22 protein-coding genes and 1 tRNA gene are annotated in these 18936 nt (G+C 68.8%); 11 read left to right on the top strand and 12 right to left on the bottom strand.

Annotated features, from left to right (window positions below; translation table 11 throughout):
• Window positions 1-53: 53 nt before the first annotated feature.
• A complete protein-coding gene (locus ACIBG5_RS32960) occupies window positions 54-401 on the bottom strand; it encodes a hypothetical protein (protein WP_396395431.1) in 348 nt (115 codons plus the stop codon).
• 167 nt (window positions 402-568) lie between these two features.
• On the opposite strand from ACIBG5_RS32960, the gene murI reads away from it, so the two are divergent.
• The 5 genes from murI to ACIBG5_RS32935 all read left to right on the top strand — a co-directional run bounded on the left by murI (window position 569) and on the right by ACIBG5_RS32935 (window position 5250).
• Window positions 569-1372, top strand: coding sequence for a glutamate racemase (gene murI, locus ACIBG5_RS32955; protein ID WP_396395430.1), 804 nt, complete (start codon window positions 569-571; stop codon window positions 1370-1372).
• Window positions 1373-1503: 131 nt separating this feature from the next.
• A complete protein-coding gene (locus ACIBG5_RS32950; RefSeq protein WP_396395429.1) occupies window positions 1504-2250 on the top strand; it encodes an MBL fold metallo-hydrolase in 747 nt (248 codons plus the stop codon).
• Entirely contained in the window at window positions 2231-3070 is an 840-nt protein-coding gene (locus ACIBG5_RS32945; RefSeq protein ID WP_396395428.1) for an alpha/beta fold hydrolase, read from the top strand. The genes ACIBG5_RS32950 and ACIBG5_RS32945 overlap by 20 nt, the downstream gene beginning before the upstream one ends.
• A 54-nt stretch (window positions 3071-3124) precedes the next feature.
• Window positions 3125-4654, top strand: a complete 1530-nt coding sequence (locus ACIBG5_RS32940; protein WP_396395427.1) for a DHA2 family efflux MFS transporter permease subunit — start codon at window positions 3125-3127, stop codon at window positions 4652-4654.
• Window positions 4651-5250 (top strand): TetR family transcriptional regulator, encoded by a 600-nt coding sequence (locus ACIBG5_RS32935; RefSeq protein ID WP_396395426.1) that lies wholly within the window; start codon window positions 4651-4653, stop codon window positions 5248-5250. The genes ACIBG5_RS32940 and ACIBG5_RS32935 overlap by 4 nt, the downstream gene beginning before the upstream one ends.
• A gap of 4 nt (window positions 5251-5254) precedes the next feature.
• Here ACIBG5_RS32935 and ACIBG5_RS32930 read toward each other — a convergent pair whose 3' ends face one another.
• The 5 genes from ACIBG5_RS32930 to ACIBG5_RS32910 are packed head-to-tail and all read right to left on the bottom strand — an operon-like array spanning window position 5255 to window position 9040.
• Window positions 5255-6238 (bottom strand): DNA glycosylase AlkZ-like family protein, encoded by a 984-nt coding sequence (locus ACIBG5_RS32930; RefSeq protein ID WP_396395425.1) that lies wholly within the window; start codon window positions 6236-6238, stop codon window positions 5255-5257.
• An 8-nt stretch (window positions 6239-6246) separates the two neighbouring features.
• The gene (locus tag ACIBG5_RS32925; RefSeq protein ID WP_396395423.1) at window positions 6247-6834 is read right to left on the bottom strand and encodes a hypothetical protein; all 588 of its coding nucleotides are present in this window, start codon (window positions 6832-6834) and stop codon (window positions 6247-6249) included.
• A 4-nt stretch (window positions 6835-6838) separates the two neighbouring features.
• Window positions 6839-7444, bottom strand: coding sequence for an RdgB/HAM1 family non-canonical purine NTP pyrophosphatase (rdgB, locus tag ACIBG5_RS32920; protein ID WP_360453244.1), 606 nt, complete (start codon window positions 7442-7444; stop codon window positions 6839-6841).
• Window positions 7441-8157 (bottom strand): ribonuclease PH, encoded by a 717-nt coding sequence (rph, locus tag ACIBG5_RS32915; RefSeq protein WP_396395422.1) that lies wholly within the window; start codon window positions 8155-8157, stop codon window positions 7441-7443. Before rph ends, rdgB begins: the two co-directional genes overlap by 4 nt.
• Window positions 8158-8167: 10 nt before the next feature.
• Complete coding sequence (locus ACIBG5_RS32910) at window positions 8168-9040, bottom strand: SGNH/GDSL hydrolase family protein (protein ID WP_396395421.1); 873 nt, start codon at window positions 9038-9040, stop codon at window positions 8168-8170.
• A gap of 147 nt (window positions 9041-9187) precedes the next feature.
• Here ACIBG5_RS32910 and ACIBG5_RS32905 point away from each other — a divergent pair, with 147 nt between their 5' ends.
• Both ACIBG5_RS32905 and ACIBG5_RS32900 read left to right on the top strand, forming a co-directional pair.
• Complete coding sequence (locus ACIBG5_RS32905; RefSeq protein WP_396395420.1) at window positions 9188-10360, top strand: Gfo/Idh/MocA family protein; 1173 nt, start codon at window positions 9188-9190, stop codon at window positions 10358-10360.
• 161 nt (window positions 10361-10521) lie between these two features.
• Window positions 10522-11370, top strand: a complete 849-nt coding sequence (locus tag ACIBG5_RS32900) for an SAM hydroxide adenosyltransferase (protein ID WP_396395419.1) — start codon at window positions 10522-10524, stop codon at window positions 11368-11370.
• Window positions 11371-11372: 2 nt separating this feature from the next.
• Here ACIBG5_RS32900 and ACIBG5_RS32895 read toward each other — a convergent pair.
• From ACIBG5_RS32895 to bcp, 3 genes are all read right to left on the bottom strand, one after another.
• A tRNA-Leu gene (locus ACIBG5_RS32895) sits at window positions 11373-11453 on the bottom strand.
• A 53-nt stretch (window positions 11454-11506) separates the two neighbouring features.
• Complete coding sequence (locus tag ACIBG5_RS32890; RefSeq protein WP_396395418.1) at window positions 11507-13105, bottom strand: substrate-binding domain-containing protein; 1599 nt, start codon at window positions 13103-13105, stop codon at window positions 11507-11509.
• A 365-nt stretch (window positions 13106-13470) separates the two neighbouring features.
• Complete coding sequence (gene bcp, locus ACIBG5_RS32885) at window positions 13471-13938, bottom strand: thioredoxin-dependent thiol peroxidase (RefSeq protein WP_131361816.1); 468 nt, start codon at window positions 13936-13938, stop codon at window positions 13471-13473.
• Between the two features lie 102 nt (window positions 13939-14040).
• Here bcp and ACIBG5_RS32880 point away from each other — a divergent pair, with 102 nt between their 5' ends.
• The 3 genes from ACIBG5_RS32880 to ACIBG5_RS32870 all read left to right on the top strand — a co-directional run bounded on the left by ACIBG5_RS32880 (window position 14041) and on the right by ACIBG5_RS32870 (window position 15766).
• On the top strand, window positions 14041-15084 hold the full coding sequence (locus tag ACIBG5_RS32880) for a glucose 1-dehydrogenase (protein ID WP_396395417.1): 1044 nt from the start codon (window positions 14041-14043) through the stop codon (window positions 15082-15084).
• Between the two features lie 77 nt (window positions 15085-15161).
• Complete coding sequence (locus ACIBG5_RS32875) at window positions 15162-15431, top strand: DUF3618 domain-containing protein (RefSeq protein ID WP_396395416.1); 270 nt, start codon at window positions 15162-15164, stop codon at window positions 15429-15431.
• A gap of 41 nt (window positions 15432-15472) precedes the next feature.
• The gene (locus ACIBG5_RS32870) at window positions 15473-15766 is read left to right on the top strand and encodes a co-chaperone GroES (protein ID WP_360453437.1); all 294 of its coding nucleotides are present in this window, start codon (window positions 15473-15475) and stop codon (window positions 15764-15766) included.
• Here the strand turns inward: ACIBG5_RS32870 and ACIBG5_RS32865 are convergent.
• From ACIBG5_RS32865 to ACIBG5_RS32855, 3 genes are read right to left on the bottom strand one after another with little or no spacing between them, the layout of a single operon-like run.
• On the bottom strand, window positions 15763-16872 hold the full coding sequence (locus ACIBG5_RS32865) for an amidohydrolase family protein (protein ID WP_396395415.1): 1110 nt from the start codon (window positions 16870-16872) through the stop codon (window positions 15763-15765). The two genes, ACIBG5_RS32870 and ACIBG5_RS32865, sit on opposite strands and share 4 nt — an antisense overlap.
• The gene (locus ACIBG5_RS32860; RefSeq protein WP_396395414.1) at window positions 16859-17938 is read right to left on the bottom strand and encodes an FAD-dependent oxidoreductase; all 1080 of its coding nucleotides are present in this window, start codon (window positions 17936-17938) and stop codon (window positions 16859-16861) included. The genes ACIBG5_RS32865 and ACIBG5_RS32860 overlap by 14 nt, the downstream gene beginning before the upstream one ends.
• Before the next feature lie 48 nt (window positions 17939-17986).
• Window positions 17987-18364 carry a DoxX family protein gene (locus tag ACIBG5_RS32855; RefSeq protein WP_396395413.1) on the bottom strand — a complete coding sequence of 126 codons (378 nt, stop codon included), beginning with the start codon at window positions 18362-18364 and terminating at the stop codon, window positions 17987-17989.
• Between the two features lie 86 nt (window positions 18365-18450).
• On the opposite strand from ACIBG5_RS32855, the gene ACIBG5_RS32850 reads away from it, so the two are divergent.
• Window positions 18451-18921, top strand: a complete 471-nt coding sequence (locus ACIBG5_RS32850; RefSeq protein WP_396395412.1) for a MarR family winged helix-turn-helix transcriptional regulator — start codon at window positions 18451-18453, stop codon at window positions 18919-18921.
• Window positions 18922-18936: the final 15 nt, after the last annotated feature.

Here is an 18936-nt window from a genome sequence, read left to right as displayed (position 1 = left end):
CTGTGCCGGTTGTTGTTGCTGCCGGCACCTGATCGTGACTAGGTCATGTCCGTCTACGGTTGCTTGAAGAGGACCTTGCGTCCCAGTCGGGGGTGAACGCCGCGGCCCTTGCAACTGCTGCAGGGGCGTTGGGCGTAGCTGAAGAGTGCGCCGCGGTGCCGTCCGGCGCCTTTGCAACGGTTGCATTTGGCGTTCGGGTGCAGCGACAGCGAGACGACGTACAAGGCGAACGCCGCCATGGCCAGCACCACCAGCATCCCGGTCGGCCCGAGGGCCGCCACGATGTCCGCGGTAGTGCTGTGCGTGTCCGCAGCCTGGCCCGCCGCCGTCGCGTCGTTGGGTTGCGGATTCGGTGCGGCGGTGGTGCCCAGCACCACCGCGATCTGGTGCGCCAGTGTCATGGCATCACGAAGGGCGGTCGAGCAAACATCGCTCCAGAGTGGCGCCCATCACGTGAAAAGGCAATTCCGCAGAGTAAAGATGTGGACAACTCCGGCGTGTCGGATCGCTCGGTTAGGTAAGGCTGGCTTCGGAACTGCCCGCGATCAGACCTGTATAAGCTCTGCCTGTGGCTGACGCACCGGTGGGGATCTTCGATTCAGGCTTCGGCGGACTCACCGTCGCCCGCGCGGTGCTCGATCAGTTGCCGCACGAGCCGATCCTGTACCTCGGCGACACCGCCCGGCAGCCGTACGGCCCGAAGCCGATCGCCGAGGTGCGCGAGTACGCGCTGGAGTGCCTCGACCATCTCGTGGAGGCCGGCGTGAAGATGCTCGTCATCGCCTGCAACTCGGCCAGTGCGGCGATGCTCCGCGACGCCCGCGAACGGTACGACGTACCGGTCGTCGAAGTGATCCTGCCGGCCGCGCGCCGGGCCGTGGCCGCGACCCGGAACCAGCGCGTCGGCGTGATCTGCACCCGGGCGACGGCGGCGTCGCTCGCCTACGAGGACGGGTTCACGGCCGCGCCGCAGGTGGAGCTGTTCACCCGTGCCTGCCCGGATTTCGTCGACTTCGTCGAGTCCGGCGTGACGTCCGGGCCCGAGCTTCTCGAGGCCGCGCACGAGTACCTCGATCCGCTGGTCGAGGCCGGCGTCGACACGCTGATCCTCGGCTGCACGCACTATCCGTTGCTCACGGGCGTCATCTCGTACGTGATGGGCGACAACGTCACGCTGGTGAGCAGCGCCGAGGAGTGCGCCAAGGACGTGTACGGCGTACTCACCAAGACCGGGCTGCTCCGCGCGGACAACCTGCCGGAGCCGCGGCACCGCTTCGTCACCACCGGCAGCCCGGACGAGTTCGCCGCCATCGGCTCTCGCTTCCTCGGGCCGGTGCTGTCCGCGGTCGACCAGTTCGCCTGGGTCCGCTAGCCGGTCTGTTGTCCAGGGCACCGGATCCCGTCGTGATGTGCGCGAAATCACCGCCAGGCAACCGGATCCGATGATCCGCGACGCGACCCGCGGTCCTGCGAAGCCGGCAACCCGCCGGTAATGTTCCGGCTATGAAGCTCACCGTGATCGGCTGCTCCGGGTCCGTACCCGGCCCGGACTCGGCCGCCTCGAGCTATCTGATCACCGCCGAGGGTTTCCACCTGATCCTCGACCTCGGCAGTGGCGCGCTCGGCTCGCTCCAGCGGCATGTCGCGGTCCCGGAGATCGGCGCGATAGGCCTGTCCCACCTGCATCCTGACCACTGCATGGACCTGTGCGGGTTGTACGTCGCGGCGAAATACGGACCGGGTACGCCGATCCCGCGGATCCCGGTCTACGGGCCGCCCGGGACCTCCGGCCGGATGGCGTCGGCCTACGACCTGCCGATCGATCCTGGGATGGAGGAGGAGATCGAATTCCACACCTGGCAGGCGGTTCAGCGGATCGGCCCGTTCACGGTGCGCACCGCGCGGATGGTGCACCCGGTGCCGGCGTACGCGATCCGGGTCGAGCACGGCGACAAGTCACTCGTCTACACCGGCGACACCGGGCCCAACGACGCGCTGATCGAGCTCGCCCGTGGTGCTGACGTCCTGCTGTCCGAGGCCGCCTTGCAGGACAACGATCCGCACAACCCGACCGACCTTCACCTGACGCCCGCCGACGCCGGCGAACACGCCAAGAAGGCCGGTGTCAAACGCCTGATCATCACCCACGTCCCACCTTGGTACAGCCGCGAGACCCAGGCCGAGGCCGCCGCCCGCACGTACCCAGGCCCGATCGAGATTGCGACCCCCCATGCCGTTTTCGACATCTGACGGCGTCCCGCTGTGGACGATCACCAGCGGTACCGCCAGCTCGTTGCCGCCTGTGGTCATCGTCCACGGTGGCCCAGGCTTGTGGGACGACTACGCCGTACTCGCGGAGATGCTGGACGATCTGACCGTCGTCCACCGGTTCGACCAGCGCGGCTGCGGGCGGTCGGGACCGTCGGAGCTGCAGTCGGTCCGGCGGACGGCGCAGGACATCGACGAACTTCGCGAGCACTGGGGGTATGACCGGATCGTCGTACTCGGGCATTCGTTCGGGGCAACGCTCGCGCTGGCCTACGCCGGGTGGTACGGCGACCGCGTCGCCGGAGTCGTGTACGTCGGCGGCGTCGGGATCGGCGACTGGCGTACGCCGGAACGGGAAGAGCGCGCGCGGCGGATGACCCCGGCCCAGGCCGAACGGCTGGACGAACTGGGGGAGAAACGCGACCGGACACCGGAGGAGGAGCTCGAGTTCCGCGTGCTGGCGTGGTTCCCCGATTATGCCGACCGGTCGATGGCGATGACGTGGGCGCGGAAGAGCGCGGCGGTGGATCTGCCGATCAACTTCGCCGCCAATCGAGAGCTCGGCCTGGACGTCAACCGTTGGCCCGAGGGCTACCTGGTCAGGCTCGCGGCCGGGCTGCGCGCGCCGGTCACGTTCGTCCACGGCGCCGGTGATCCCCGGTCGGCGGCCAATGTCCGTGACCTGGCGTCGCACACTCCGCGCCACACCTTCCACCTCGTCCCCGACGCCGGTCACTCCCCGTGGCTGGAGCAACCCGAGCTCTTCCGGAAGGTTCTGCGGGAGGCAGTGCAGGGTTGCTGAAACGAATTCTGAGATCTACTCTCAAATTAGAGTCGATCTCAGGAGGCGTGTGTGATGGGTGCTGTGAGCCGTGACTCGCGGCGGTGGTGGGCGTTGGGCGCCATGTCGGTCAGCCTGATCGTGGTCGGGCTGGATCTGACCGTGCTGAACGTCGCGCTGCCGACGCTGGCGACCGAGCTGGGGGCGTCGACCAGTCAGCTGCAGTGGTTCGCGAACTCGTACACCTTGGTGCTCGCGGCGCTGCTGCTGCCCGCCGGGCTGCTGGGTGACAGATTCGGCCAGAAGCATCTGCTGATCGGGGCCCTCGTGGTGTTCGGCGGGGCGTCGGCGGCCTGTGCATTCGCCTCGTCGGCGGGGCAGTTGATCGCGGCTCGCGCGGTGCTCGGGGTCGGGGCGGCCTTCCTGATCCCGCTGTCGATGTCCTTGCTCAACGTGCTGTTCGAGCCGGGGGAGCGGGTCCGGGCGATGACGATCTGGGTGATGGCCAACTCGCTCGGCATCCCGCTCGGGCCGGTGCTCGGCGGCTGGCTGCTGGACCACTACCGCTGGGGATCGGTCTTCCTGATCAACCTGCCGCTGGTCGCCGTCGGCCTGGTCGCGGTCGCTCTGCTGATCCCGGCGACGCGCGGTCACCGGTCCGGACGGATCGACGTACCCGGGATTCTGCTGTCGGGATTGGGGCTGGTGGCGGTGACGTACGGGTTCGTCGCGGCCGGCGAGCGCGGGTGGGGTGACGGGGTGACGCTGACCAGTCTGGCCGTTGGCGTCGTACTGCTGGCGGTGTTCTGGTCGTGGCAGCGGCGTACGGCGGATGCGCTGGTCGACCTGGCGTTGTTCCGGTCACCGCGATTCACCTGGGGCACGGTGCTCGCGACGCTGGCGTCGTTCGCGTTGATGGGTCTGCTGTTCGTGCTGCCGCAGCTCTTCCAGGCTGTGCAGGGCGCGGACGCGTTGAACACCGGCCTGCGGCTGCTGCCGATCATCGGTGGACTCCTGATCGGTGCCAAGGTCGCCGAGCGCCTCGCCGCCACCGCCGGGCCGCGGCTGACCGTCGCGTTCGGCTTCGTGCTGATGCTGGCCGGCTTGGTGATGGGCGCGTTCACCAGCGTCGACGCCGGCTACGGGTTCACAGCGATCTGGGTCAGCCTCGTCGGTGTGAGCATCGGATTCACGCTGCCGCCGGTGATGGACCTGGCGATCGGTGCGTTGACCGTCGAGCGCAGCGGATCCGGATCGGGCCTGATCCAGGCGCTCCGCCAGGTCGGCGGCACGATCGGTGTCGCGATCCTCGGTACGGTGCTCAACTCGGCGTACCGTGACCACCTGAACGTCGGCGGCCTGCCGCCCGCTGTCGCCGGCGCGGCCCGCGACAGCGCGTCAGGGGCGGTCGCGATCGCGGCCCACACCAACGCGCCGGCCCTGGCCGAATCGGCCCGTGAGGCGTTCGTCCACGGCATGAGCGCGACCCTGTGGACGTGCAGCGGGATCGCAGCTCTGGGCTTCGTGCTCGCGCTGGCCTTCCTGCCCGGCACCCGTGCGTCAGTCGAGCCGGAGCCCGCGGAAGTTGTCACAATCGAGGTATGACGACGGAGAAGCCGCCCGGGCTGCGCGAGCGCAAGAAGGCGAAGACCCGGGCGGCGATCCAGGAGCACGCGCTGCGGCTGTTCCGCGACCAGGGGTACGCCGAGACGACCGTGCAGGAGATCGCGGCCGCGGCGGAGGTGTCGCCGGCCACCTTCTTCCGGTACTTCGCGACCAAGGAGGACACCGTCGTCTTCGACCGGCTCGACCCGGTGATGATCGACGTGTTCCGCGCGCAGCCGGCCGAGCTGAACCCGACCGACGCGCTGCGTGCGACGCTCAAGGACAGCATGCGGACGCTGACCGAGGCGGAGTGGGAGTTGGAGTCCCAGCGCCAGCAGCTCGTCCTCAACGCCCCCGAGCTGCGTGCGCGGATGCTCGACCAGCTGTACGCCGGCATCGACCTGCTGGCCGCCCTGGCGGCCGAGCGGGTCGGCCGCTCCGCCGACGACTTCGCCATCCGGGCCTGGGCCGGCGCGGTCGTCGGCGTGGTGATGGCGACGTACCAGATCACCGGCCACGCCAACATGCAGGACTACTTCGAGATCATCGACCGCGCGTTCGCCCACCTCCAGGCCGGCCTTCCGCTCGGCAAGTAGTTGCCTACGGCTCCATTTCGGTGATGGTGAGGGTCATCGTCGCGCCCGGGATCGGCATCGACAGTGCCTCGGCCTCGATCGCGGCCCGGTCCTGATCGGACAGCGGGCCGGCGGTGCGGAGGTCGACCTTCCCGCCCTTGCGTCCCCAGGCGCCGCGGATCTCGCCGTTCAGCATGAGTCCGTGCGGGTGGTACCAGTCGTGCAGGTGGATCCGCGGCTTCTGCCCCGGTGCGGCGAACAGTCCGTGCCGGTCCTGCCCGAACAGCCTCAGATCCGAAGCCACCAGGAACCGTGCGCCGGTCGGTGCCGGCGCTGACCGGACGACCTGCTCGTCCGCCGCGAGGATCCACCCCTCGCGACCTTCCAACTCAACCGGGAGAAGCTCACCGTCCAGCAGCTTCCAGACTTCTCTCGCATCAGGTCTCGACAGCCCGGACCACCAACTGAAGGCCTCCACGGTGGTCGGCCCGAACGCCTCCACGTGTCGCCGGCACAGCTCCAGATGCGCGTCCTGGAAGTCGATCTCCGGCGCCGGAACCTCACGCACGTAGAGCGCACTGGTCGTCCACCGCAACGCCAGCCGCCCACTCCAGCAGGCACTCCGCAGCTCATTGCCCCGGCCGCCGCGATGCTCGGCGCCGCCCAGTTCCCGGCAGATCCGGTCGGCCTGACGTGCGATCTCCCGCTGGTTCTCCTCACCAAGCGGCATCCGCCCGACCGTGAACACCCCGAAGTCCCGCTCCGGCAACACATACACCGCCGCCCGCGGACTGTACGTCTGCACCAACCCCGGCGCCTCCCACGCCGACGGCTCACACCCCTCCACCCGCGCGTGCAACCCGATCAACGCATCCCGAGGAGCCGTATCCTGCAACCCGAACCGAGCCGCCCCCACATACTCCCCAGCCCCCAACCGCTCACCCAGCCGGTTGACGTCCAGCCGATACCGCACAGCCTCCGCATAGCTGACCGGCACTGCGTGACTCATACCTCGGGTCAGTCCAGGGCGTTCAGGTACGCCGTGCCGCGGGGGCTCAGTTCGTAGCCGACTTCGAGGCTGTGGGTGAGGCCCAGGTTCTTGAGTTTGCGGACATCGAGTTTGAAGGGGGCCGTCTCGCGATTGAGGGAGGCGGCCAGGTCGGCGGCTCGGGTGGCGGGCTTGGACTGGATCAGCCGCAGCGTCTGGGTGGTCCACGCGCCGTGGTGGCTGAGCTCGTCGAAGCGGGCCAGCCGGTTCGTGAGATCGGCGAGGTCGTCGGCGGTCAGCTCGGACTGGGCCGCGAGCTCCTCGCGCGGGTCCGGCCCCTCGACCAGGTGGAACTTGATCAGGAACGTCGGCCAGTCCTCGTTACCGCGCAGCCGCCGGCGGACGTCCTTCGCGTTGCGCCGGTCCGCGTCCGCCACGTCGGCGTCGCTGTCGGCGATCAGCTCCGGGTTCACCTGGCGGACGCTGTCGATCTCGATCCGGCCGGCGTTGGTGCGGTAGATCCGCCCCTCCACCACCCGGGGCTCGGCCCACCGCCGGTACGCCGCGGTGATCTTCCCGTCCGCGACCCCGTCCCGGTCCGATCCGGCGAACAACATGGTCCTACCCTCCCAACGCCTTCGCGACGATCGGGGCCAAGGCACGCAACGCCTTGCCCCGATGGCTGATCGCGTCCTTCTCCTCGATCGACAGTTCCGCCGTCGTCCGGTCGTACCCCTCGGCCTGGAACAGAACGTCGTACCCGAAGCCGCCGGTGCCGCGCAGCTCGCGGATGACCGACCCGCGCATCTCACCGAGCACCAGCTCGTCCGCCTCGTCCGGCCGGACGAACGCGACCGCGGCGATGAACGACGCGCCACGCCGCTCGTCCGGGACGTCCTCCAGTTGGCCGAGCAGCAGCAGGTTGTTCGCGTGGTTGTCCTTGGCCGGTCCCGACCAGCGCGCCGACAGTACGCCGGGCATGCCGTTCAGTGCGTCGACGCAGATGCCGCTGTCGTCCGCGATCGACGGCAGCCCGGTCGCGGCCAGCGCGGCGTGCGCCTTCAGCAGCGCGTTGCCCTCGAACGTCGGCTCGGTCTCGGCCGGCTCGTCGTACGCCGGTACGTCGCCCAGCCCGAGCACCTCGATCCCGGGCACGATCGGGGTCAGGATGCGACGCAGTTCCTCGAGCTTCTTCTTGTTGTTAGAGGCCAACAGCACCTTCGTCACGCGAGTGCCTCCAGCTGCAGCTTGGTCAGCTCCGCGCATCCCGCCGTACCGAGCTCCAGCAGGCTGTCCAGCTCGGCGCGGTCGAACGGCGCACCCTCGGCCGTGCCCTGCACCTCGATGAACTTGCCGTCGCCGGTCAGCACCAGGTTCATGTCCGTCTCGGCCCGGACGTCCTCCTCGTAGCAGAGGTCGAGCATCGGAGCGCCGTCGATGATGCCGACCGAGACCGCGGACACCGAACCGGTCAGCGGCTCGCTCTTCAGCAGCTTGCGCTCGCGCAGGTACGACACCGCGTCCGCGAGGGCGACGTACGCGCCGGTGATCGCCGCGGTCCGGGTGCCGCCGTCGGCCTGCAGTACGTCGCAGTCGAGCAGGATCGTGTTCTCGCCGAGCGCCTTGTAGTCGATCACGGCCCGCAGCGAACGCCCGATCAGGCGGGAGATCTCGTGGGTCCGGCCGCCGATCCTGCCCTTGACCGACTCGCGGTCCGAGCGGGTGTTGGTCGCCCGCGGCAGCATCGCGTACTCCGCGCTGACCCAGCCGAGACCAGAACCCTTGCGCCAGCGCGGCACACCCTCGGTCACACTCGCAGCACACAGCACCCGGGTCCGGCCGAACTCGACCAGCACGGAGCCCTCGGCGTGGTCGAGCCACTTCCGGGTCAGGGTGACGGGCCGTAGTTGATCCGGGGTACGTCCATCGATACGCGCCATGCGTCCGACCCTATGCCTCCAGGCGCTGGACCTCCGCATTGGACGGGCGCAGGGCACTGGACGAACCGGACGGACGCAGGCCACTGGACGGGCGAACCTGGGTGACGGCCATCCGGGCAGCCCACGGCACCAGGTCGTTGGCCCGGCGGCCGAGCCACGGAACGCCTTCCTTGACCATCCAGAGCGTGTCCGCCCACCGGCTCGGTGCGACCCCGGCACAGTCCAGATCCGGTGGTACGTCGATCGGCAGCCCGCGCCGAGCCAGCTCGTCGGCGAACGCCCGGGCCAGCCGCCGGTGACCGCGCTCGCCCGGGTGCAGCCGGTCGATGCTCCAGAAGTCCCGGCGGTACACCTCCGGGTAGTCGGCCATGTCCAGCCGGATCCCGCCGAACTTCGCGTGCAGGTCGTCGTACACCTGGTTGACCTGCTCGATCCGCTGCCACAGTGGGCGGCGCAGCCACGCCGGCAGACCGAACACCTGGCCGTGGTCGTGGAACCTGACCGTGAGCAGCAGTGCGCCACGGGCGGTGAGTTGCTCGGCGCAGTGATCCAGGCAGGCACGGATCCGGCCGGAGTCGAAGTTGGATCGCAGAGTGTCATTGACCCCGACGATGAGCGAGGCGATGTCGATCGGACTGGTCGTTACGGCTTCGGGCAGCTGCTCGGTCGCGACCAGGTGCACGGTGGCCCCGCTGGTCGCGAAGTTGGAGAACGTCACACGGTGGGAACTGGCCAGGGAGTCGGCAAGCAACGAGGCCCAGCCTCGCCACCCTTCACCCGGGCGCGCACCGGCACCGGACAGGTCGGTCGTACTGCTGCCGTTCATCGGGTCCCCGACACCTACGGTGGTCGAGTCCCCCAGTGCCACGTAGTGGAGGCTCACATTCCGCCATGGTGACGGCACGGAGCGAGACTTCGGTGTTTCCTGGATGACCAACGCGTCAATTCCAGCTGGAGGACGGGTGATTGAAGGACGCAACTGCTCGGAGTTACTGTGCTTCAAACAACTATGTGCAGGAGCTGCTTGCTGATGACTGATCTTCGGTTTGGCTTGGTGGGACTCGGGGCCCGTAGCCGGCTCGCGCAGTACGCGCACACCCCGGGCGAGGGTTCGGCGATCGTGGCAGTGGCCGATCCGGCCGCCGCGCAGCGAGACATCGCACTGGAGCGGTTCGCCGGCGCGACGGCGTACGCGGACCACCACGAGCTGCTCGACCAGAAGCTCGACGGCGTCTTCCTGACGACGCCCGACGACCTGCACGAGGGTCCGGCGATCGACTTCCTGCGGGCCGGCGTCTCGGTGTTCGTGGAGAAGCCGCTGGCCATCACGACCGAGGGCTGCGACCGGGTCCTGCAGGCGGCGTACGAGAGCGGCGCGCGGCTGTACGTCGGGCACAACATGCGGCACATGCCCGTCGTACTGACGATGCGGGAACTGATCCAGTCCGGCGCGATCGGTGACGTGAAGGCGATCTGGTGCCGGCACTTCGTCGGCCACGGCGGTGACTTCTACTTCAAGGACTGGCACGCGGACCGCCGTCGTTCCACCGGCCTGCTGCTGCAGAAGGGTGCCCACGACATCGACGTGATGCACTGGCTGGCCGGCGGCTACACCACGCGCGTGAACGCGATGGGTGCGCTGACCGTGTATGGCGGTATTGAGGACCGGCAGGACCGATCGGAGCAGCGATTCGGCGACTTCGTCAGCGACGACAACTGGCCGCCGCTGGAGCAGAAGGGCCTGGCGCCGGTGATGGACGTCGAGGACCTCTCCATGGTCAACCTGGCGCTCGACAACGGGGTCCTGATGACCTACGAGCAGTGCCACTTCACGCCGGACTATTGGCGCAACTACACCGTGATCGGTACGCACGGCCGGCTGGAGAACTTCGGTGACACCTACGGCGGCGTGGTGAAGGTCTGGAACAGCCGCCGGTCCGGGTACCGCGAGGACGCCGACCAGGTCGTCGAGATCCCGGGCAGCTCGGACCACCACGGTGGCGCCGATCCCCTGCTGGTGGGCGAGTTCATCCGCTTCGTCCGCGACGGCGGCGAGACGCTCACGTCACCGGTCGCCGCGCGGGCCGCGGTCGCTGCCGGGTACGCCGCCACCACGTCACTGCGTTCGGACGGCACCCCGATCGACGTCCCGCCGCTGGACCCGACCCTGGTCAGGTATTTCGACAACGGCCAAACGCGGTGAGCTAAGATCCTGGTCGTGACCTGGTACGCCGCACTGCGAATGCTGAGCCCTCGATGCGGAGGACTCTAGCGGCGTAGGCGCATGTGCTTGCAGCGAGAGGCCCCCTGTGTCGGGGGCCTCTCTCTTTTTCCCAGCTGCCTGCACATCCTTGGAGAGATTCGATGTACCCGATCACCTATGTCACCGACTGTTTCGGCGGCAACGCCCGCGCCAGACTCAGCACCCGGATCGGCGCCCTGTTCGGCCAGTCGCCGACGATCGTGGCCGCCGACGGGCCCGATCCGGAGTCGTTCGCCGCACTCACCCTGCTCGACTGCCTGAGATCGACCGAGTCCTTGGGGGAGGACGGCCATCCGACCATCACGCTGGTCAACATCGCGCCCCGCGACGGCGAGTGGCCCAACGGCGCCCCGTTCTGCTTCTTCACCTACGGCCGGCATCTGGTCGCGAGCACGTTCGACGCGCGCACCCTGTCCTTGGTACGCCGTGAGCTCGGCATCGATCGGGTCGCCGTGACGGACATCCGCGAGGTCGTCGAGGCGGCGCGCGACTGGGCCGAGTTCAGTGCCGAGGAGCTCGAGAGGATCGCCGACACCCAGTTCCGCAGCCTGTGGTACCTGCCGCTGCTCGCCAAGTGGCTCACCGACGGCCACGCCGTCCCGTCGACACCGACCGCCGTACCCGTGCTGGACGACGCCGAGCCGACCGTGAGCGTCGTCGACAACTTCGGCAACTGCAAGCTCGACTGCGGCGCCGCCGCGATCGGGTTCTCCATCGGGGCGTCCATCCCGGTCGCCGGCCGGACTCAGGACGGCTCGATCACCCTGACCGAGGTCGGCTGCTACCGCCACCTGACCGACGTACCTCTCGGCGCCGCGGGTCTGATCCTCGGCAGCTCGGGCACGGACTTCGTCGAACTCGTCATCCGTGGCGGCTCGGCGGCGTCCGCCTTCAACCTCCGCCCGGGCGACTCACCACTGCGCAGTACGCCGGCCGAGTACGCCGCCTGAAGTGCCAGAGGCGGGACTCGAACCCGCACGCCCGGGGGCACCGGCACCTAAAGCCGGCGTGTCTGCCGTTCCACCACTCTGGCTGGGGCGCAGCGCTGCTCCCCTCGGAAAGACATCCTAGGGGAGCAGCGTCCGGTCAGCGGCTTTGCAGGGCGTCGATGAACACCGTGCGCAGGTCGCCGGGGTTGCGGGCGACGTACGACTGGCCGCCGGTGGCCTGGGCGAGTTTGCGGAGCTCCTCGGCGTCCGCGTCCGGGCCCATACCGAGTGCGATGATGCGGACCGGGCGGGCCGGGTCGCGGAGGCCTTCCAGGGTCTGGATGGTCTTCTCCAGGGTCGGGCTGCCCGGGTCGTCGTTCTTGCCGTCGGTGAACAGCAGGATCGAGTTGACCGCGCTCGAGTCGTACTGGTTCCGGACCGCGCGGACCGCCGCGATCGCGGTGTCGTACAGACCAGTGCCGCCGTTGGCGACCGCGTGCTGGATCTTCAGGTTGGCCAGGATCTTGCCCCGCTGGCCGGACGACAGCGGCGCGATCGGGACGAGTTCCTTGTAGTCGCCGCCGTCCGAGCCGATCCGGGTCGAGAACGTCCACAGCCCCAGCGAGGCGCTGTCTGGGAACAGCGACAGACCGCCGCTCGCCGCCTCGATGGTCAGCTGCATCCGGGACTTGCCGCCGACCTGCTCCGCCATCGAGCCGGAGACGTCGATGACCGCCAGCGAGTGGGTGGACAGCGACAGCCGGGTCCAGTTCTGCAGCGCCTTCTCGATCGCCTCGCCGGTCGGCTTGGTCAGCTGGGTCAGGTCGCCGACCCCGCGGCCACCGCTGAGCGGGCTGAACAGTGCGTCCCGGAAACCGGCCTGGTCGCGGGCCTGGCTCGACGCGTCGGACAGCAGCTCCGCCGCGAGCGCCTTGCCGGCGTCGGTGATCGTCTCGGCGTCGTCCTTGGCGGTGACCACCATCGGGTAGTCCAGCGCCAGCGTGCCGGTGGCCGGCATGATCGCCTTCAGCTGGGCGTCCGGGTGCTCCTCCTGGTACTTCACGAAGCTCTGCTCCGACGCCGGTACGACGACCTTGCTGCCGTCCTGGTCCGCCCGGCCGAACAGTGCGTTCACGTCGGAGTACGGCTTGGCCATCGAACCGAGTCGTTGCGCGAGCGGCACGATCACCTGCGACACCTGGGTGTCGGAGGCGGAGGTCTTCTGCCGCTCGGACTGCACTGCGAGCAGCGCGAGCGCACCGGGCGACGTGTTCAGCGGGTCCAGCAGGGCCGGATCCGAGGCGCCGAGGGCGCGCAGCCAGGACGAGGTGTCGGCGAAGTTGGCGCCCCGCCCGACCAGCACCAGCGGCGAGGTCGCGACGGACGGTACGGCGATGCTCGGGACGCTCTGGCCGTCGTCGGCCTGGGCCACCCACAGAGACGAGTCCGGCACCCACAGGTCGGGCCGGTTGTCGCTGCCGCTGGCGATGTCCCGGGCCACCTTGGCCGAGGGAGCCCCGCTGATGGTGAACTGCAGACACGGAGTTCCGTCGTCGCCCCCCTTGCCGGCCAGCGACTTGGCCGCGGCCTCCAGCGAGGGCTGCATCTCGGGTGTGGTGCTCAACGAGACCTGCGTCGGGTCGTCACACGACTGCCCGCCGAGGAACCCGTCGGCGCCGGACTGCGATCCGAAGGAGCGGACCACAAAGACGGCGCCCAACGACACCACCAATAGCCCGACCGCAGTGATGTACACCGAACGACGGTTGTTGTTACTTCGCGTCACCGCAGAGGAATGTTTTCCCATCGCGGCAGGTCCCTCCCTCCCAGAGGCTGACTGCGCGCGCAGATTACCCGCTTTCGGCTGGTCAGGGCCAAGGTCGGAGTACTTCTTGACACACCCGGGGGTAGACCGCAACCGAACGCCGGTGGTCCTGGGAGTACCGCTCTTTCGCAAGAACACTCAAAAAGTCACCGACGGTAGTCCCATCACTCCGATCCGGTGAGATCGGGGTGTGATCCAAATCACACCGGAGACTTTCCTCAAACGACCGTTCCATGGACCATCGCCGTGAAACGGTCGAAGGTTTCCCTGCGCGGAGTGGTCTGGACCGGCCCGAATCAGAGGCCGAGATCGCGGCGGAGCTTGGCGACGTGACCGGTGGCCTTGACGTTGTACTGCGCCACGGAGACCTTGCCCTCGGGGTCCACCACGAAGGTGGAGCGGATCACGCCGGTGACCTTCTTGCCGTACATGGTCTTCTCGCCGAAGGCGCCGTACGCGGTCAGCACCTGCTTGTCCGGGTCGCTCAGCAGCGGGAACGTCACGCCGTCGCGCTCGCGGAACTTGGCCAGCTTCGCGGGCTTGTCCGGTGAGATGCCGAGTACGGCGTACCCCGCGGCCTGCAGCGAGTCCAGCGAGTCGCGGAAGTCGCAGGCCTGCTTGGTGCAGCCGGGCGTCATCGCGGCCGGGTAGAAGTAGACGATCACGTTCTTCCCGCGCAGGTCCTTCAGTGCGACCTCGTTGCCATCGGCATCGGGCAGGGTGAAGTCAGGTGCGACATCGCCGACGGACAGACGTTCGGACATCAGGCCCTCCAGGGGAACGGGGTGAACTGCTCGCAATCGTACGTGGGCGGGGAGCCTGAGTGGCGACTTGCGCGGGCAGGGGCCGCAGGGTGGAGTTGGCGCATGCGGGCCATGACAGTCATACCGGGGAAAGCCGACTCTGCGAAGCTCGGAGAGGTCGCGGACCCGCCCACCTCCGACGGTTCCGTGCTGGTCGAGGGGTTGCTGACCGGCATCTGCGGGACGGACATCGAGCTGGTCTCCGGAGCGTTCGGTAGCGGGCGGCCGGGCTCGGATCACCTGGTGATCGGACATGAATCGCTGGGGCGGGTGCTGGAGGCTCCGGCGGGTTCTGGCTTCGCCACAGGCGATCTGGTGGCCGGTGTGGTCCGCCGCCCGGACCCGGAGCCCTGTGCGGCGTGCGAACGCGGTGAGTGGGACTTCTGCCGCAACGGCTTGTACACCGAGCGCGGCATCAAGGAGATGGACGGGTACGGCGCCGAGCGGTGGCGGGTCGACCCGTTCTTCGCCGTACCGATCCCGGCAGAGCTCGGGCGCCTCGGCGTACTCGTGGAGCCGGCCAGTGTGATCACCAAGGCCTGGGAGCAGGTCGATCTGGCCGGCCGGCGGTCCTGGTTCGGGCCGCAGCACGTGCTCGTCACCGGGGCTGGGCCGATCGGACTGCTGTCCGCCCTGATCGCGACACAGCGCGGGTACGACGTCCATGTCCTGGACCGGGTGCCGGACGGGCCGAAGCCGGAGCTGGTGCGAGCGCTCGGTGGCACCTATCTGACCGACCTCGCCGAGCTGAGCGTCGTACCGGATGTGGTGATCGAGGCGACCGGGGCCGGGCAGGTGGTGTTCGACTGCGCGAAGCTGCTCGCGCCGGCCGGGGTGATGTGCCTGATCGGGATCTCGCCCGGTCCCGCGTCGATCGACGTACAGCTGGATGCCCTGATCCGGCAGTTGGTGGTCCGCAATGCCGCGCTGGTGGGTTCGGTGAACGCGGGCAAGCGGCACTACGCCGATGCCGTCGACGTGCTGCTCGCCGCGGACCGGACCTGGCTGGAGCGGCTGATCACCCGGACCGTGCCGCTGTCCGACTGGCCGAGCGCGCTGGTCCGCGAACCGGATGACATCAAGGTGGTCGTGGACTTGCAGGCCTGACCTGCGAGGATGGGATGTACGCAGGGCAGGCCCGGCCATCCCGGGGCTGGCCCGTCGAATGAAGGGAGCGCCGACAGGTGTCGGACACGAAGGCGAAGGCTCGGACTGCCGAGCAGATCGAGGCGGACATCGCCGCCACTCGGGCACGGCTGGCCTCCACGGTGGACGAGCTGGTCGACCGGGCGCACCCGAAAAACCTGGCCAAGCGCCAGGTCGAGCACGCGAAGGCGCAGGTCTTCGACGAGCGTGGCCAGTTGCGGACCCAGAAGATCGTCGCGGTCGGTGGTGCCGCGGTCGGCGTACTCGCCGTCCTGCTGCTGATCCGGCGGCTGGTGGGTCGCCGGTGACTCCTCGCAAGAAGCTCTCCGACGACAAGCTGCCTATCCGGATGCTGCACGACCGCGTCCTGGTCTCCCTCGAGCAGGAGGGCGAGCGCAAGTCGTCGGCCGGCATCCTGATCCCGGCCACCGCGCAGATGGGCCGCCGGCTCGCCTGGGCGAAGGTGGTCGCCATCGGGGCCAATGTCCGCACCGTCGAGGTCGCCGACCGGGTCCTGTTCGACCCGGAGGACCGAGCCGAGGTCGAGGTCCGCGGTGACGACTACATCCTGCTCCGCGAGCGCGATCTGCACGCGGTCGCGGCCGGCCGTCTGGAGGACGGCCAGACCGGCCTCTATCTCTAAGGCAGCCGGTAGAGCCGCCGGGCGTTGTCACGGCCCCACAGAGCGGCTACGCGTACGGCGTCCTCGGCGGACCAGTCGTCCTGCTCGACGAAGCCGCTGAGCACTGACGTGACGGCCCGCCGCCACAGGACAGCGCCGAGGTAGTGCAGCTCTGCCGGGCCGAACGCGTCCGAGGAGTAGAGCAGCTTGCCGAACGGCGCCAGCTCCAGACCTTCCGCGACCACGGCCGCCGCCCGCGCGCCGACGTACATGGTGGTCAGGCCCAGGTCGAAGTACACGTGGGGGAAGACGTGTGCGAGGTATCCGGCCTCGCGGTGGAACGGATAGCAGTGCAGCAGGGCGACCTGCGTGCCGAGTGGCTCCACCTGGCGCAACCACTCGGTCAGCAGCAGTGGGTCGGCGGTCCGCAGGCTCAGGTCGGTGTCGCCGAAGCCGACGTGGAGCTGCAGCGGTAGGCCGCGGCGTGCACCGATCCACAGCAGCCAGCGCAGAAGCACTGGGTCAGTGACGCGGTCAGCGCCGGCGGCGTACCAGCGGTCGAGTGCGGCCAACACCTCTTTGGTGTTTGGCTCGGCCGGGTCGAAGTCGAACCCATGCCGATACGCGACGATGCTCTTCAGCCCGACAGCACCGGCAGTCCGTTTCTCCAGCCGCCGTAGAAACGCATCCGGTACGGCGGCAGCGGTGGACTCGTGCGCGGCGACGTACTCGAGCTCGGACTCCAGCCGGACCACCTCATGTGCACGCGAGCCGCTTGACGCCGCCAACTCGTCCACACCGGTCACCGCGTCGGCTTGGTAGCCCGTGTCGACGAGGTAGTCGCTGACACCTGCGGCGTTGAGGAGCAGAGAGTTCGGGTCCTGCTGCGCGCGGGCCGCGAGGTAGTCGTCGGGTGTGGCGTGCGGCTCCAGTCCGAGCAGCGGAGCGCAGTACCGGCGGATCGCCAGGCCCAGTTGGGAATCGAACGTCGACAGCCACGCCGGGACCGGCCGGTCCGACTCGGTGATCAGCTGCTCGAAGGCGGTCCGGTCGAGCGGGCCTTTGACCGCGCCGTGGACATGGTGGTCCACCAGCGACAGCTCGGCGATGTGGTCAGCGAGGGACATTGTGGCTCGCCATCCGGAATCGCGACGGTACGGCGGCCGCACCGGTGACCAGGCCACGCACGAACTCACCGACCAGCGGTACGAACTTGAAGCCCTGCCCGCTGAACCCGACGGCGACCGTGATCGGTCCGGCCCGGTCGATGACGAAGGTGTCCGACGGGGTGTTGTCGTAGAGGCAGCTGATCGTCGTGGACCGTGCTGTGTCGAGTCCCGGGTACCACTGCTCGACGTGGCGGATCAGCTTGGCGTCCCGCCCCGGTTCCGGCGCGAAGTCCCGCGTGTCGGGGTCGACTTCCGGACCGGAGCCGTGCAGTCCGACCTTCACTCCGGTTCCGGGCTCGAACAACCCGTAGCTGTTGCCGTTGTGGTTCAGGAAGCTCGGCCAGTCCAGGCCATCCGATGTCGGTGCGAAGAACCGCGGCTGCTCCTGCGTACAGATGATCGGTGGCAGCGGCGCGAGTCCTGTCAGCAACCTCGGAGCCCACGGACCGGCCGTCACCACGACGTGCTGCGCCCGCACCGCCCCACCTGGTACGTCGAGCTCCACGAAGCCGTCGTGGACGCGCAGAGCGTGCACCGGCGACTGCACGCGGAACTCTGCGCCGTGCCGGCTTGCGACCGTCTGCAGTGCCTTGACGGTGCGGTCGGCGTACAGGCGTCCGGAGCCCGGCTGATGGAGGACCGGTGTCTCGAAGCGGAACCCCGGCCACCGTTCGGTCGCCGCCTCGGCCGTCAGCACCTCGCCGGTTGCCGCATGCAACGACCGGAACGCCTCGACGGTCGTGTCGTTCACGCCGAAGTCGATCCCACCGGTGACCTCGAACAGCGTCTCGCCGGACTCCGCCTCCAACTCATGCCAGAGCGGCCGCGCCTGCTCGGTCAGCCGCGCGAGGTCGGCGTTGTCGGCAGCCGGCCGGAACAGCCGCGTGCCACCGTGCGATCCACCGCGGTCGTGCCCGAGCGTGAACTGCTCCAGTACGACGACTTCCCGCCCGTCAGCCGCCAACGCGCGAGCCGCCGCCGACCCCATCGCCCCGGCCCCCACCACTGCCACGTCGTACGTCATTGCCCACCCCTCCAACCGGCGTCCTTCGTCCGGTTGGGTCCTATCTTCCTAGAAGCTGTTGGGGCCGAAGCGGAAGACGGCGAGCAGGACGGCCAGGATCAGCACGACCGCGTTGAGCGGGAGCACCTTCCACTCCTTGCGGCGGGCGTGGGTGACGATCGCGCCGGCCATGATCACGGCCAGCCCGACCGCGGCCAGCGGGACCAGGATCGGTGCGATGTCGAGGGCACCGGGCAGGATCAGGCCGAGTGCTCCGAGCACCTCGGCGGTGCCGATGAGCTTCACCGTGCCGGCCGAGAAGTCCTCGACCCACTGCATGTTCGGGTTCGCGAGCAGCTTGCGGCGCGACTGGCTCAATTTGGTCGCGCCGGCGGCCAGGAAGAAGGCGGCCAGGACCCCCGCGACGATCCACAGAAAGACGTTCATGTCCCACTCTCAGTGATGAGTTGACGTTTCAACCTAAAGCTAGCGCGGGTGACTTGAAGCGTCAACTAAGGCCGTAGACTGGTGTCATGGGGAGTGAGACGCGGTGGCTGGAGGCCGACGAGCTGGCGGCGTGGAAGTCGCTGTCCACGCTGCTGTTCACATTGCCGGGCGTGCTCGACTATCAGCTCCAGCGGGACTCGGCACTGAGCCATTTCGAGTACCTCGTACTCGCCGGGTTGTCGGAGTCGCCGGAGCGCTCGCTGCGGATGAGTGATCTGGCCGGGTTCGCCAACGGATCGCTATCCCGGCTGTCGCATGTGGTGAAGCGCCTGCAGCAGCGGGGCTTCGTGACCCGTCGACCGGCCGAGGACGACGGCCGGATCACGGTGGCGACCATCACCGACGCCGGCTACGACGTCCTCGTCGCGGCGGCTCCCGGTCATGTCGCGACGGTCCGCGAGTACGTCGTCGACACGCTCACGCCGGCCCAGCTCGCCGAGCTCAAGACGATCGCCGACCAGATCCTCGCGAAGGTGGACCCGGACAAGGCCTGCTGAAAACCCCTTGCCGGG

Source organism: Kribbella sp. NPDC050241, from assembly GCF_044459685.1.
GTDB lineage: Bacteria > Actinomycetota > Actinomycetes > Propionibacteriales > Kribbellaceae > Kribbella.
Note: the sequence above shows the minus strand (reverse complement) of the source record. Positions and strands in the feature narration are given on the sequence as shown.